Below are 14,078 nucleotides of genomic sequence, written 5' to 3'. Positions count from 1 at the left end.
TGATGTATTAATAATGCGGTGTAAAATAATTATTATAAGTGATGATTTATTTCTGAGTAGGTCATCTCATGGAATTAAGAGATAGTAGCATTTATAGGTGTTTTTGCCGGGTGATGCTGTCGATACCCAAAAATTAGAGGTATGTATGAGCCAGTTTTTTTATGTCCATCCGGATAATCCTCAAGCAAGGCTGATTAGCCAGAGTGTTGAAATTCTAAATAAAGGCGGTGTCATTGTTTACCCTACGGATTCAGGATACGCCATTGGATGCCGTTTAGAAGAAAAAGATGCTTTGCAACGTATTTGTCGTATCCGTCAGCTTGATGCTAACCATAATTTCACTTTAATGTGTCGAGATCTCTCTGAGCTATCGAATTACGCACATGTTGATAACACCGTTTTCCGTTTAATTAAAAATAATACGCCAGGTAATTACACCTTTATTTTACGGGCAACGAAAGAAGTTCCACGGCGTTTAATGAATGAAAAACGTAAAACCATTGGCTTACGAGTGCCATCAAACCCGATTGCTCGAGATTTACTCGAAGCTGTTGGTGAACCTTTGATGTCAACCAGTTTGATTATGCCTGGCGATGATTTCACGCAATCAGATCCTGAAGAAATTCGCGATTTACTTGATAAACAAGTCGATTTAGTTATACACGGTGGTTATATCGGGCAAAAACCAACAACTGTGATTGACTTTACTGATGATACACCTGTTGTGGCACGCGTCGGAACAGGGGACCCAACGCCTTTTGAATAAATACAAATACCTAAAAGCCTAAGATTTAGCACGGAATTAAATAAAATCGTATTGAAAGTGCGATATTCAGATAAGTTATAGGGGTTCAGGACAAACCTGTGTATAATGCGCGGGTTTTCAAATTCATTACTTTTTGGTACGGTCACAAGATGACGCGCCAAAAAGATATTTGACGCCTGTGAAGGCGACAGCAGAGGGTTACATGAGCGTAAAACCGCAAAAAACTGAAAAATTACAGAAAATCCTTGCTCGTTCAGGACATGGTTCTCGTCGAGAAATCGAAACATTCCTGCAAGCGGGTCGTATTAGTGTTGATGGCAAAATTGCGACACTTGGAGACCGTGTTGAAGTCACACCAGCAACAAAAATTCGTTTAGATGGTCGTTTATTAGCTATCAAAGAACCTGAAAAAGAAATTTGCCGTGTAATGGCTTATTACAAGCCAGAAGGTGAATTATGTACACGCCATGATCCAGAAGGGCGCCCAACTGTCTTTAACCGTTTACCTCGCTTAACGGGAGCACGGTGGATTGCTGTTGGCCGCTTAGATGTTAACACCAGTGGTTTATTGTTATTTACGACTGATGGTGAGCTAGCTAATCGTTTAATGCACCCGAGCCGTGAAGTTGAGCGTGAATATGCTGTACGTGTGTTTGGTGAAATCAATGAAGCAAAAATTCGTCAATTAACACAAGGCGTACAGTTGGAAGATGGTCCTGCTTCTTTTAAAACGGTTTCTTACCGTGGCGGAGAAGGGATGAATCAATGGTTTAACGTCACTTTAACTGAAGGGCGTAACCGCGAGGTCCGTCGCCTTTGGGAATCGGTTGGTGTTCAAGTGAGCCGTTTAATCCGTGTGCGTTATGGTGATATTGATTTACCGAAAGGTTTACCACGTGGAGGATGGACGGAACTGGGTTTAGAACAAACCAATTATCTCCGCGAGCTGGTGGAATTGCCGGTAGAAACTGAAAGCAAAGTTGCCGTTGAGCGTGACCAACGTCGTATTAAAGCGAACCAAATTCGCCGTGCAGTAAAACGCCATACGCAAGTTGCATCACGTCCTGCATCAAAACGTCAATCTTCAAGACCAACGGCGAAACGTCGTACTCGCATCTAGATTAATTGCAATTCTCGAATATTAAAAAAGCTGAGGCTCCACCCTCAGCTTTTTTTGATCTAATGTTCTAGTTCACATTATTATGAAAGCTATCAGTAAGAGATGATATTTATGAGATATCCGTCTCATTTTAATGTAATTAAAAGTCTTAGTATGACCCTTCTTGTGGGATATTCCTCACAAAATATTGGGTTACTACTGATAATAAAGACAAATTTACAGATAAACCTATTACTTACCCAGTTTATCCAGATAAATAAAGAATGGTTTAAGTGGATAAACCTGAATAAGGACAAAACATGAAAAAAATAACACTGACTTTGAGTGCGATTGCATTGGCATTAAGTTTTACAGCAACGTCTCAAGCAAAAATTCCAATGCCAGAAACCGTAAGCCCTGGGGTTACCGTTGTTGAACTAGCTCAACAACAGCCTATTCATTGGGTTTCCATCGAACAAATTAAACAAAGCCTAGAAGGCAAAGCGCCAATGGCTGTTGGGTTTGATATCGATGATACGGTGTTATTTTCGAGTCCAGGTTTTTACCGTGGTAAATTAGAGTTCTCTCCTAACGACTTTAGCTATCTCAAAAACCAACAATTTTGGGAAAAAATGAATAATGAGTGGGACAAATTCAGTATGCCAAAACAAGTGGGTATTGATTTAGTCAAAATGCACTTAGATCGCGGTGATACTGTCTATTTCATCACAGGCCGTACGAAAACAAAAACAGAAACGGTGACTAAATACGTTCAAGAAGGTTTAGCAATACCTGCAGATAAAATGCAACCTGTCATTTTTGCAGGCGATGAGCCAGGGCAAAATAATAAGGTGAGCTGGATGCGCGATCACAAATTAACCATCTATTATGGTGATGCTGATGCAGATATCGCGGCAGCTCATGAGTTAGGTATTCGTGGTGTCCGTATTTTACGTGCAGCTAATTCGTCTTATCAACCATTACCAAAAGCAGGGCGTTTTGGTGAAGAGGTGGTGATTAATTCAGAATATTAATTCTGTAATTAGCCATAATAAAAAGGCGGTCATTTAGAAATGACCGCCTTTTTTAAGCGTAGGATATTTTAGTTAGTCACAACAGCATCAATAATCACACGATTACCGGAGATGCTTCCTGTCGTTCCACTCGTGACGATAGGGCTGGTGATCTTAGTGGTATTAGTCGAACGTAAAGCCCCATACTGATTATTAACCCGTTTTTTGGAATCAATAGTTAGGTTTTCCCAGCAGTCACTTTTCCTGCGTAGTTTTCTAATGTGCCAATATCAAGCTTTTGGTTATTAGCGGCTGTAATTTGCCCATAATTATTATTGAATGTCGCTTTGAGTTTAATGTAAATATCGTTACGTGCAGCAGCGTTATTATTCACATTTGCAGCAATTGAACCATACAAGTTATTTAGAGTATCTCCTTTAACTTTAACAGTACCACAACTGTATAAATATCGAATTATTGCACTTTATTTAGTGGTTAGTTACCAATCAATCCCTTTTTGAGCTTTAATCCCAATATCAAATGCATGTTTCACTGGGCGCATTTCTGTTACTGTATCGGCTAATTCGATCAAATCTCGGTGGCAACCTCTACCCGTGATCACGACAGACTGATTGGTAGGACGGCTTTGTAATGCTTGAACCACCTCTGCTAATTCGAGGTAATGATAACTCACCATATAGGTGAGCTCATCTAAAATGACTAAATCGTACTGTGGGTCACTTAACAATTGCTTGGCGTACTGCCAAGTTTCCATACAAGCAAGGGTATCGGTCTCTTTATTTTGAGTCTCCCACGTAAACCCTGTTGACATAACATAGAAGGGGACGCCTTGTGGTTCTAGTAGTTCGCGTTCGCCATTATCCCAACCTCCTTTAATAAATTGAACAACAGCGGCTTTTTTACCATGGCCTACTGTACGGCAGACAGTTCCAAATGCGGCTGTGGTTTTGCCTTTCCCATTTCCAGTAAAGACAATAACGATCCCTCGTTCAATTTGTGCGGCTTCAATACGTGCATCTACTTTTTCTTTTAAACGTTGTTGGCGTTCTTCGTGTCGATTTTGAGACATCGTGTTTACTCCGCAGCACCAGGTTTACGTCCGGGTTGAGCATCATAACTACTTCCCGTTTTACGCAGGCTATCATCGCCCATCAAATAGATATAAATAGGCATGATATCAGCAGGGGTTTTTAATTTAAGCGGATTTTCATCAGGAAATGCACTTGCTCGCATTGAGGTTCGAGTGCCGCCTGGGTTAATACAATTTACACGAAGATTAGTCTGCTTATATTCTTCGGCTAGCACTTGCATTAAACCTTCGGTGGCAAATTTTGATACAGCATAGGCGCCCCAACCGGCGCGACCTTGCTTACCTACACTCGAACTGGTGAAAACTAATGAGGCATTAGGTGCTTTGAGTAACAAAGGGAGCAATGCTTGAGTTAGCATAAATGTGGCATTAACATTTATTTGCATAACATCATGCCATAGGTCGCTGGGTTGCTCAGTGATGGGGGCAACCACACCAAGTATTCCGGCATTGTGTAATACGCCATCTAAATAAGGTGTTATTGCGGCAACTTGCGAGGCTAGAGTATAGCAGTCATCAATTGTTGCAGTTAATAAGTCTAATATAAAGCAAGGTGGCTTACTTCCACCTAAAGCGGCTATTTCATCACTAACGGATTGTAATTTATGCTGTGTTCTACCAACAAGGATAAGGGATGCGCCATAGCGCGCATAAGTGAGAGCGGCTTCACGGCCAATGCCATCACCGGCACCGGTTACAAGAATCGTTTTACCTTTCAATAGGTCTTGTCTAGGTTGATATTGGAGCATATTCTTTCCTACTATTGTGATTAGCATGTACGGTTATCATCGCACTGATTGTGATAATTGGCTAATCTAACATAGTTATTAACGAAGTTTGTGTGCTAACTCTGTTTTTTTCTGGTTGTTTGCACGTAATCGTGAGATTATTTTTGTAATTGAAGATAAACATCAAAAGGATCAGATTGTGGAGTATTTCTCATTGTATGGGCTATTTTTAGCAAAAGTCGTCACTATTTTGGTGGCGGTGGTTTTGCTAGCTGTCTTTGTGTTTGGCGTAGGTATGCGCCGACAAGGGGCTAAAGGTGCTTTAAAAATCACAGATTTAGGTGAAAGTTATCGTGAGCGCCAACGCCAAATGCAACAAATTAAAATGAATGAACCAGAACATAAAGCGTGGTTGAAAGCATTTAAAAAGCAGCAAAAAGCGAAATCAAAAAGTGAGAAAACAGGGGCGAAATTAGGCCAAACAGGGGTTAAAAAACCTTGTTTATATGTCTTAGACTTTAAAGGTAGCATGGATGCCCGTGAAGTTGCCTCTTTACGTGAAGAGATCAGTGCAATTATTGCTGTTGCCGATCAACAAGATGAAGTTTTGTTAAGACTTGAAAGCCCTGGTGGAATGGTTCATGGTTACGGTTTAGCAGCTTCTCAATTATTAAGAATCAAAGAAAAAAATATCCCACTTACCATTGCGGTTGATAAAGTTGCGGCGAGTGGCGGATACATGATGGCATGCATTGCAGATAAAATTATTGCTGCACCATTTGCCATTATTGGTTCGATTGGTGTGGTTGCTCAAATTCCGAATATTCATCGGTTATTAAAAAAACATGATGTTGACGTTGAACTTCATACCGCAGGTGAATACAAGCGTACATTGACCATGTTAGGTGAAAACACGGAACAAGGCCGTAAAAAATTTGTTGAAGATTTAAATTCAACACATGAATTGTTTAAACAATTTGTTCATCAAAATCGCCCATCTTTAGATATTGACGCAGTTGCGACAGGGGAGTATTGGTATGGCTCACAGGCTCTTGATAAAGGGCTTGTGGATAAAATTGGCGTAAGTGATGATTTTATTATTAATGCAATTGATACTAAGGAAATAGTTAGTATTCGTTATGTGTTAAGTAAAAAAATGATGGATAAGTTTATGGGAAGCGCGGCAAAGAGCGTGGATAACTTATTATTGCGCTGGTGGCAACGCGGGCAAAAACCACTCTTGTAATTTTAAATTTCGCCTAGCGAATAAGCGTTTTTAAATCTACTATTAATTTACCGGCGTTAAAGCCGGTAAATTTTATACAAAAAGCAAACGTGTTAATTAGTTATTATCACTTAATTGGTATTGTTCTGACAGTACATGAGCGAGATGTTTGTACATATTAAAAGCAGCTGTACTTTTTAAAGTAGGAATATTGTTCTCATCTAAGAAGAATTCTCCTTTAAATACCAATGTACCCCGATGCTGCTCAACGGTGTCAACAAACATACCATGAATATAATCATCATGTTTCTTTATGATATCATTAGCTTTTTCAAGTAACTCTTTTTTTGTGATGAACGGTAAATTATCTTGCATAACTTGGCTTCCTTGAAAAAATAATTGGTTGCTTCTAGCATTTTATCAGGTAGAGTGTGTGGTTTTCAATTGTGACTAAACATCTTTATGTGGTTAAAATCAGTCAACTAGAAGACACTTTGTGCTTTTTAGAATAACGTGATTGAGTTTATAAGTTTTGTTTCAACACAAATAATTGTTTAAAAATATATTGATATATTGTGATTGTGTCGCAATATAAAAAAGAGATTCTCATTTTGCGCATTTTAATGTAGAAATGCGCCATTGTTGATATTTAGGTAAAGGTAAATATGGGTAAAGCTCTTGTTATAGTGGAGTCCCCGGCAAAGGCCAAAACGATTAATAAGTATCTTGGCAGTGGCTACGTTGTAAAAAGCAGCGTTGGCCACATTCGTGATCTGCCGAAAAGCGGCTCTGGTTCACAAACCGGCTCACAAAAGAGTACAGGCTCATCTACCGACAAAACAAAGAAAGTAAAAAAAGATCCGCGTGATGCGTTAGTTAAGCGCATGGGGATCGACCCTTACCATGGTTGGAAAGCGAATTATCAAATTCTACCGGGTAAAGAAAAAGTGGTTTCTGAACTTAAATCATTGGCGGAGGATGCCGAACACATCTACCTCGCAACGGACTTGGACCGCGAAGGGGAAGCTATTGCGTGGCATTTACGCGAAGTGATAGGTGGAGACGATTCTCGTTTTAGTCGTGTTGTATTTAATGAGATCACCAAAAATGCGATCACTCAGGCATTTGATAGCCCTGGGGAATTAAACATAGATAGAGTTAACGCACAACAAGCGCGTCGTTTTATGGACCGAGTTGTGGGTTATATGGTTTCTCCGTTGCTGTGGAAAAAAGTCGCTCGTGGCTTATCGGCTGGCCGTGTTCAGTCAGTTGCAGTGAAACTCATTGTTGAACGTGAACGGGAAATTAAAGCTTTCGTCCCTGAAGAATATTGGGAACTGCATGCCGATTTAGCTGATAAAGATATCGCTAACTTGCGTATGGAAGTCACTTCACAAGGTGGTAAGGCATTTAAACCAGTCAATAAAGCGCAAACAGAGGCAGCAGTTAAGCTACTTGAAAAAGCCCGTTTTGCGGTTGTTGACCGTGAAGATAGGCCGACATCAAGTAAGCCGAGCGCACCGTATATCACGTCAACGTTGCAACAAGCCGCCAGTACTCGTTTAGGTTTTGGCGTGAAAAAAACCATGATGATGGCTCAGCGTCTTTATGAAGCAGGGTATATCACTTATATGCGTACTGACTCAACAAACTTGAGCCAAGATGCATTGGATATGGTTCGTGGCTATATTAATGATAATTTTGGCGCTAAATATCTGCCAAAAGATGCGAATGTTTATAGCAGTAAAGATAATTCGCAAGAGGCGCACGAAGCCATTCGTCCTTCTAGTGTCGATGTTTTACCTGAGTCACTAAAAGACATGGAGAACGATGCGAAAAGGTTGTATCAATTAATTTGGAATCAGTTTGTGGCCTGTCAAATGACGCCAGCAAAATATGATTCAACAACCTTGACAGTCAAAGCAGGTGATTTTGAACTAAAAGCCAAAGGGCGTACTTTACGTTTCGATGGTTGGACGAAAGTCATGCCTGCACTGCGTAAAAATGATGAAGATAAAACATTGCCACCAATACAAGTTGGTGCGGAGTTATCTTTAATTGAGCTATTACCTAGCCAGCACTTTACTAAGCCACCAGCTCGCTTTAGTGAAGCATCTTTAGTTAAAGAGCTCGAAAAACGTGGTATTGGTCGTCCTTCGACGTATGCAGCGATTATTTCGACGATCCAAGACAGAGGTTATGTCAAAGTTGAAAATCGTCGTTTTTATGCAGAGAAAATGGGTGAGATTGTAACGGATCGTTTAGAGGAAAACTTTAACGACCTGATGAACTACGATTTTACTGCGCGTATGGAAGACCAACTGGACCATGTTGCAAACCATGATGCTGAGTGGAAAGCCGTATTAGATGAATTCTTCTCTGACTTTAGTAAGCAGCTAGATGTTGCTGAAAAAGAACCAGAGGAAGGGGGAATGCGTACTAACCCAATGGTGATCACCTCAATCATTTGCCCTGATTGTGAACGTCATATGGGTATCCGTACTGCATCAACCGGGGTATTTTTAGGTTGTTCTGGTTACGCGCTACCACCAAAAGAACGTTGTAAGAAAACAATAAACCTTATCCCTGAAGACGAAGTCTTGAATGTGCTTGAAGGGGATGATGCGGAAACTAATGCGTTAAGAGCAAAACGTCGCTGTCCAAAGTGTGGCACCGCGATGGACAGCTATTTGATTGATAATGGCCGTAAATTACATGTATGTGGTAATAACCCTGCATGTGAAGGTTATGAAATCGAAGAAGGCGAATTTCGTATTAAGGGTTATGACGGCCCAGTCATTGAATGTGACAAGTGTGGATCAGAAATGCACCTGAAAATGGGGCGTTTTGGTAAGTACATGGGTTGTACTAACGAAGAGTGTAAAAATACGCGTAAAATCTTACGAAGTGGCGAAGTCGCACCACCGAAAGAAGACCCGGTTCCATTACCGGAACTTCCATGTGAAAAATCCGATGCGTATTTTGTGTTACGTGATGGTGCTGCTGGGGTTTTCCTTGCGGCAAACACATTCCCAAAATCACGAGAAACGCGTGCACCATTAGTTGCAGAATTACAGCGCTTTAAAGACCGTTTACCTGAAAAACTGGCTTATTTGGCTGAAGCACCAGCTGAAGATGGCGAAGGTAACCCAACTGTCGTCCGTTTTAGTCGTAAAACGAAACAGCAATATGTTTCTTCAGAAAAAAATGGTAAAGCGACGGGTTGGAGTGCATTCTACGTTGATGGTAAATGGGAAGTGAAAGAGAAATAATAATTCCCTTTTGCATTCAAACAAAAAAGCCAATCATTTAATTTGATTGGCTTTTTTATTAACTTGTCAATTTCATATCAATGCCTATCGGTGAATAACCCATTGTTATACTGTCATTTCCTTTATTTCTTATCGCTCACTGTGATATAACCGCCAATTTTTAACTAAACTCAAATGTAGCACCAAAGTGATAACTAATTTGTGTTAACTTAAGATAGAGTCATTGTAATTATCAATAGATAGTAATAGTTCTTACCTTGTTAAGGTCTTTAGGTAAGTCGATGGAATGATAGATAAAAGTTATCCACCGGAGGCAAAATGAAGTTAAAAATGTGTTTACTGGCTGCATTATTGACAGCGGGGACAGCATACGCTGCTCAATCTACTGTTGTATTAAAAGAAGCGACCCCAACAGGTGATGGTAAAGCAATTGGTGAAGTTGTTATCTCAGAAACAGAATATGGATTACTATTTACACCAAAATTAACGGGCCTACAAGCAGGCATTCATGGGTTTCATATTCATGAGAACCCAAGTTGCGAACCCGCAGAGAAAGATGGCAAATCGGTACCTGCATTAAAAGCAGGCGGTCATTTAGACCCCGCTAAAACAGGTGTCCACAAAGGCCCTTATGATAACACAGGGCATTTAGGTGATTTACCCGGTCTAGTTGCCGATAGCCAAGGTAATGCTGATTACGCGGTACTAGCACCACGTTTAAAATCACTCAAAGATGTTCAAGACCGTGCATTGATGGTGCATGTGGGTGGTGATAACTATTCTGATAATCCAGAAGCGTTAGGCGGTGGTGGGGCTAGAATGGCCTGCGGCGTCATCAAATAATACGCGTCATATTTCAAGCTGTGGCGTTGTTAGCTGCGCTCGCTAACCCTAGTCACATACTTATGTATGCTCCTAGGGCTTAGCGTCTCTTGCTGCCTAGCCACAACTTGAACTATTTAGCGTATTGGATTGATTAGAAAGTGATTTAAACAGCAGTGTTGTTAGCTGGGTTTACTAATTTTAATCATATACTGATGTATGCTCCTAGGGCTTAGCGCCGCTTGCTGCCTAGCCACAACCTGAACTATTTAGCGTATTGTATTGATTAGAAAGTGATTTAAACAGCAGTGTTGTTAGCTGGGTTTACTAATTTTAATCATATACTGATGTATGCTCCTAGGGCTTAGCGTCTCTTGCTGCCTAGCCACAACTTGAGCTATTTAGCGTATTGTATTGATTAGAAAGTGATTTAAACAGCAGTGTTGTTAGCTGGGTTTACTAATTTTAATCGTATACTGATGTATGCTCCTAGGGCTTAGCGCCGCTTGAGGCCTAACCATAACGTGAACTATTTAGCGTATTGGATTGATTTGAAAACAATTTAATTTTTCTAGTCATAAAAAGAAGGCTAAAGTTAAATCTCGAGCCTTCTTTTTTCATTGATAAATTACCAAATACGAATACGTTGCTCTGGTGCCAAATATAGTGTGTTATTTTTATCAACACCAAATGTTTGATACCAGTCATCAATATTGCGTACTACGCCATTAGCACGGAATTGGTTAGGGCTATGAGGGTCTGTCATAATCTTATTACGCTCAGATTCTTTATTTGACAGTTCTTGCCAAGTACGAGCCCAAGCAATGAAGAAACGTTGTAACCCAGTTGTTCCGTCAATAATTGGGGGCTCACCATTTGGGTAATTTTCTTTGGCAAATTGTTTATAAGCACTCAAGGCGATATTTAATCCACCGAGATCGCCAATGTTTTCACCTAATGTAAGCTCACCATTCACATTTAAACCATCAACAGCAAATGCGTTATACTGCTCAACAAGCTTGGCTGTTTTCTCTTTAAAGTGAGTTTTGGCACTCTCACTCCACCAGTTACGTAATTGCCCCGTACCATCGTATAAACTGCCTTGGTCATCAAAACCATGGCCCATCTCGTGACCAATTACAGCGCCAATTGCACCATAGTTATAGGCTGGGTCAACATTAGGATCAAAGAAAGGTGCTTGTAAAATTGCCGCTGGGAACACAATTTCGTTTTGAACAGGGTTGAAATAAGCATTGACTGTTTGTGGCGTCATGCCCCATTCCCATTGACGGACAGGTTGGCCAATTTTGCCAATCATATCATCATATGACCAGGCTAAAACTTGTTTATAATTCTCTAATAATGAGTCAGGCTTGAGGTTAATTGTGCTGAAGTCATTCCATTGATCTGGATATCCCACTTTAACAGTGAATTGCTCTAATTTTTTAAGGGCTTCTTGGCGAGTTGGCTCATCCATCCAGTCATTGACTTTTAGGCGTGAATTAAATGTGCCCCTCACATAGCTAACCAAGTCTTTAATTTTTTCTTTAGCTTGCGGGTCGAAGTATTGTTCGACATAAATTTGCCCTAATGGCTCACCTTGGAGCGAATTAACAGTCTGCAATGCACGTTCTTGGCGAGTGCGTTGTTTTTCAATTCCATTGAGTTTTTTCGAATAAAAATCAAACTGGGCATCCGCGATAGCTTGGTTTAAATAACGTGCGTGTTCACTAATATATTGGAAGGTTAGGTAATCTTTTAGTGTCGAAACAGGGGTATCAGCAAAAATTTTTGCGGTTTGTTCCACCGCGCTATCTGTTTCAACGATGATTTTCTCAAGTTGTTTATCTGTTAGTTTACGATTGGTAATAAAACTAGTCCAATCAAAACCTTGAGTATAATTTTTCATTTCAGCTAGAGACATTGCATGGTAATTTTTGATAGTGTCACGGCGTGCTTCTGGGCTCCAATGCACTGTTGCAATTGCTTTTTCCAAATCAAAAATTTTCTGCGCTTTAGGTTGTACATCTTTTTCACCCGCCAGTTCTAGCATGGTAGCGATATAAGCGATATAACTTTTTCGAATATCTTGCATTTGTGGGGTGTCATCGAGGTAATAAGTACGGTTCGGTAGCCCTAAACCGCCTTGACCGATATAAAGCACATAGGTATCAGGTGCTTTGGCATCTAAATCTACCCAATAAGAAATCAGCGATTTATAGTCAGGCTGTGTCATTAGCTGGCTAATATCATGATGATTTTTAGCTTTTGCAATGGCATCTAAATCTGATTTTATTGGGCTAATACCAGCTTGCTCGATAGCCGCTTCATTCAGGTAGCTGAGATATAAATTTCGAATATTTCGTTGGTTATGCGTGAGCTTGTTTTCAGGGATCTGTTGTAATTGATCAATAATCGATTGAATGTGTTTTTCTGTGTTTAAGTATAATTCCACGAAAGAGTTAATACGTGGCATACCGGTGGGGATTTGCGCTTTATTTATCCAATCTTCATTAACATAACGGTAAAAATCATTTCCGGGTTCAATCGTATCAGACAAAACAATTTTTTGTTGTCCATAAGCCACTTCTTTCGCCAAGAGCGCAGGGGCAAAAGAAATCGTCGACATACCAATAATTAAAGCCAAAACATTTAAACGCATGTAACCACCTCTCTTCGTTGAGAATTATGATATCCACTTTAATACGTTAAATTTTACAGTGAGGATCCTGCAAAATTCATTTTACTTATTGAACCACATAATGAAATAAAGTTAATCCGTCTTTGCACTATCTTACGGCCTTTCATCAGTGTAGTGGCATTTAGATGAAATTTTATCATCATACTGTTTATTCTTCTGTGAATGATGTTATATTGGTTATATCAAATTATTTAATTATAACTTTTAGTTATATTTAATATTCTTTAGCTATAGATGCAAAAGCACATTATTCATGTATGAGGTAGACTGAAATATGAAATTGCAGCAATTACGTTATATTGTTGAAGTGGTTAACCATGACTTGAATGTCTCCTCAACCGCTGAGGGGCTTTTTACGTCACAGCCCGGTATCAGCAAACAAGTGCGGATGCTTGAAGATGAGCTTGGGATCCAAATTTTTGCACGTAGTGGTAAACATTTAACGCATGTCACCCCAGCAGGGGAAGAGGTCGTGCGGATCTCCCGAGAAGTACTATCAAAAATAGAAGCGATCCGTTCGGTTGCTGGGGAGCACACTTATCCCGATCGGGGGAGTTTGAGTATTGCGACGACACATACACAAGCTCGTTATGCTTTACCTCCAACAATCAAAGGCTTTATTGAGCGTTACCCTCATGTTTCATTGCACATGCAGCAAGGGTCTCCAACGCAAATAGCTGAAGAAGTTTGCAAAGGAAATAGCGATTTTGCGATAGCAACAGAAGCACTGCACCTGTATAACGATTTGATTATGTTGCCATGCTACCATTGGAACCGCTGTGTCGTTGTGCAAAAAGACCATCCGCTAGCGACGAAAAAAAATGTCACTATTGAAGATATCGCGGAATATCAAATTGTAACGTATACCCATGGGTTTACTGGACGTTCAGAATTAGATGTGGCATTTCAGAAAATTGGTCTTGAGCCCAAAATTATTTTTACCGCAACGGATGCCGACGTGATCAAAACCTACGTCAGGTTAGGGCTAGGGATTGGTATCATTGCGAGTATGGCAGTTGACCCGGTGAGTGATAGTGATTTAGTTGTAATTGATATGCGTGATAAGTTCAGCTATAGCACAACGAAGATTGGTTTTAAACGCACCAGTTTCTTACGTAGCTATATGTACGATTTTATGTGGCGCTTCGCACCGCATCTAACTCGTGATGTGGTCGATAAAGCGGTTGCTATTCGTAATAATGAAGAGATTGAAGAATTTTTTAAAGATATGAAATTGCCTATCATCTAATTTCTTTATATTTCTGTACTACCCAATAATAACCCTAGTGACTGTATTTCTAGGGTTTTTATTGTCAATACTTTGTTGGTGTACCAAGCTAT

The 14,078-nt window shown here is 40.1% G+C and carries 12 protein-coding genes; 7 read left to right on the top strand and 5 right to left on the bottom strand.

Annotation, left to right across the window (positions count from 1 at the left end; translation table 11 throughout):
- Nucleotides 1–145: 145 nt before the first annotated feature.
- The 3 genes from PR683_RS04590 to aphA all read left to right on the top strand — a co-directional run bounded on the left by PR683_RS04590 (nucleotide 146) and on the right by aphA (nucleotide 2,899).
- The gene (locus tag PR683_RS04590; protein WP_004911068.1) at nucleotides 146–766 is read left to right on the top strand and encodes an L-threonylcarbamoyladenylate synthase; all 621 of its coding nucleotides are present in this window, start codon (nucleotides 146–148) and stop codon (nucleotides 764–766) included.
- A 202-nt stretch (nucleotides 767–968) separates the two neighbouring features.
- Complete coding sequence (gene rluB, locus PR683_RS04585; protein ID WP_004911066.1) at nucleotides 969–1,886, top strand: 23S rRNA pseudouridine(2605) synthase RluB; 918 nt, start codon at nucleotides 969–971, stop codon at nucleotides 1,884–1,886.
- A 299-nt stretch (nucleotides 1,887–2,185) separates the two neighbouring features.
- Complete coding sequence (aphA, locus tag PR683_RS04580) at nucleotides 2,186–2,899, top strand: acid phosphatase AphA (protein ID WP_004911059.1); 714 nt, start codon at nucleotides 2,186–2,188, stop codon at nucleotides 2,897–2,899.
- A 217-nt stretch (nucleotides 2,900–3,116) separates the two neighbouring features.
- On the opposite strand, the gene PR683_RS04575 is transcribed toward aphA, so the two are convergent.
- From PR683_RS04575 to PR683_RS04565, 3 genes are all read right to left on the bottom strand, one after another.
- Complete coding sequence (locus tag PR683_RS04575) at nucleotides 3,117–3,296, bottom strand: hypothetical protein (protein ID WP_196718365.1); 180 nt, start codon at nucleotides 3,294–3,296, stop codon at nucleotides 3,117–3,119.
- An 81-nt stretch (nucleotides 3,297–3,377) separates the two neighbouring features.
- Complete coding sequence (gene cobO, locus PR683_RS04570; protein WP_004911054.1) at nucleotides 3,378–3,968, bottom strand: cob(I)yrinic acid a,c-diamide adenosyltransferase; 591 nt, start codon at nucleotides 3,966–3,968, stop codon at nucleotides 3,378–3,380.
- A gap of 5 nt (nucleotides 3,969–3,973) precedes the next feature.
- A complete protein-coding gene (locus PR683_RS04565) occupies nucleotides 3,974–4,738 on the bottom strand; it encodes a YciK family oxidoreductase (protein ID WP_109912273.1) in 765 nt (254 codons plus the stop codon).
- A gap of 178 nt (nucleotides 4,739–4,916) precedes the next feature.
- Between PR683_RS04565 and sohB the strand changes: the two genes are divergently transcribed.
- Nucleotides 4,917–5,963, top strand: coding sequence for a protease SohB (sohB, locus tag PR683_RS04560; RefSeq protein ID WP_272571551.1), 1,047 nt, complete (start codon nucleotides 4,917–4,919; stop codon nucleotides 5,961–5,963).
- Nucleotides 5,964–6,059: 96 nt separating this feature from the next.
- Here the strand turns inward: sohB and PR683_RS04555 are convergent, their stop codons facing one another.
- Complete coding sequence (locus PR683_RS04555) at nucleotides 6,060–6,317, bottom strand: DUF2498 family protein (protein ID WP_094960535.1); 258 nt, start codon at nucleotides 6,315–6,317, stop codon at nucleotides 6,060–6,062.
- Nucleotides 6,318–6,607: 290 nt separating this feature from the next.
- On the opposite strand from PR683_RS04555, the gene topA reads away from it, so the two are divergent.
- Nucleotides 6,608–9,214 (top strand): type I DNA topoisomerase, encoded by a 2,607-nt coding sequence (topA, locus tag PR683_RS04550; protein ID WP_004911045.1) that lies wholly within the window; start codon nucleotides 6,608–6,610, stop codon nucleotides 9,212–9,214.
- A 318-nt stretch (nucleotides 9,215–9,532) separates the two neighbouring features.
- Nucleotides 9,533–10,057, top strand: coding sequence for a superoxide dismutase family protein (gene sodC / locus PR683_RS04545; RefSeq protein WP_042851597.1), 525 nt, complete (start codon nucleotides 9,533–9,535; stop codon nucleotides 10,055–10,057).
- Between the two features lie 607 nt (nucleotides 10,058–10,664).
- Here the strand turns inward: sodC and PR683_RS04540 are convergent.
- Nucleotides 10,665–12,698, bottom strand: coding sequence for a M13 family metallopeptidase (locus PR683_RS04540; protein ID WP_004911041.1), 2,034 nt, complete (start codon nucleotides 12,696–12,698; stop codon nucleotides 10,665–10,667).
- A 313-nt stretch (nucleotides 12,699–13,011) separates the two neighbouring features.
- On the opposite strand from PR683_RS04540, the gene cysB reads away from it, so the two are divergent.
- Complete coding sequence (gene cysB, locus PR683_RS04535) at nucleotides 13,012–13,986, top strand: HTH-type transcriptional regulator CysB (RefSeq protein ID WP_004911040.1); 975 nt, start codon at nucleotides 13,012–13,014, stop codon at nucleotides 13,984–13,986.
- The last annotated feature ends 92 nt before the right edge of the window (nucleotides 13,987–14,078 follow it).

This window comes from Providencia sp. PROV269, assembly GCF_028477785.1.
GTDB lineage: Bacteria > Pseudomonadota > Gammaproteobacteria > Enterobacterales > Enterobacteriaceae > Providencia > Providencia rettgeri.
Note: the sequence above shows the minus strand (reverse complement) of the source record. Positions and strands in the feature narration are given on the sequence as shown.

What these genes read in the sequence shown, in the direction of transcription:
- PR683_RS04590 (WP_004911068.1), top strand. Translation starts at nt 146, where the DNA reads ATGAGCCAGTTTTTTTATGTCCATCCGGATAATCCTCAAGCAAGGCTG.
- rluB (WP_004911066.1), top strand. Translation starts at nt 969, where the DNA reads ATGAGCGTAAAACCGCAAAAAACTGAAAAATTACAGAAAATCCTTGCT.
- aphA (WP_004911059.1), top strand. Translation starts at nt 2,186, where the DNA reads ATGAAAAAAATAACACTGACTTTGAGTGCGATTGCATTGGCATTAAGT.
- cobO (WP_004911054.1), bottom strand. Translation starts at nt 3,968, where the DNA reads ATGTCTCAAAATCGACACGAAGAACGCCAACAACGTTTAAAAGAAAAA.
- PR683_RS04565 (WP_109912273.1), bottom strand. Translation starts at nt 4,738, where the DNA reads ATGCTCCAATATCAACCTAGACAAGACCTATTGAAAGGTAAAACGATT.
- PR683_RS04555 (WP_094960535.1), bottom strand. Translation starts at nt 6,317, where the DNA reads ATGCAAGATAATTTACCGTTCATCACAAAAAAAGAGTTACTTGAAAAA.
- topA (WP_004911045.1), top strand. Translation starts at nt 6,608, where the DNA reads ATGGGTAAAGCTCTTGTTATAGTGGAGTCCCCGGCAAAGGCCAAAACG.
- sodC (WP_042851597.1), top strand. Translation starts at nt 9,533, where the DNA reads ATGAAGTTAAAAATGTGTTTACTGGCTGCATTATTGACAGCGGGGACA.
- PR683_RS04540 (WP_004911041.1), bottom strand. Translation starts at nt 12,698, where the DNA reads ATGCGTTTAAATGTTTTGGCTTTAATTATTGGTATGTCGACGATTTCT.
- cysB (WP_004911040.1), top strand. Translation starts at nt 13,012, where the DNA reads ATGAAATTGCAGCAATTACGTTATATTGTTGAAGTGGTTAACCATGAC.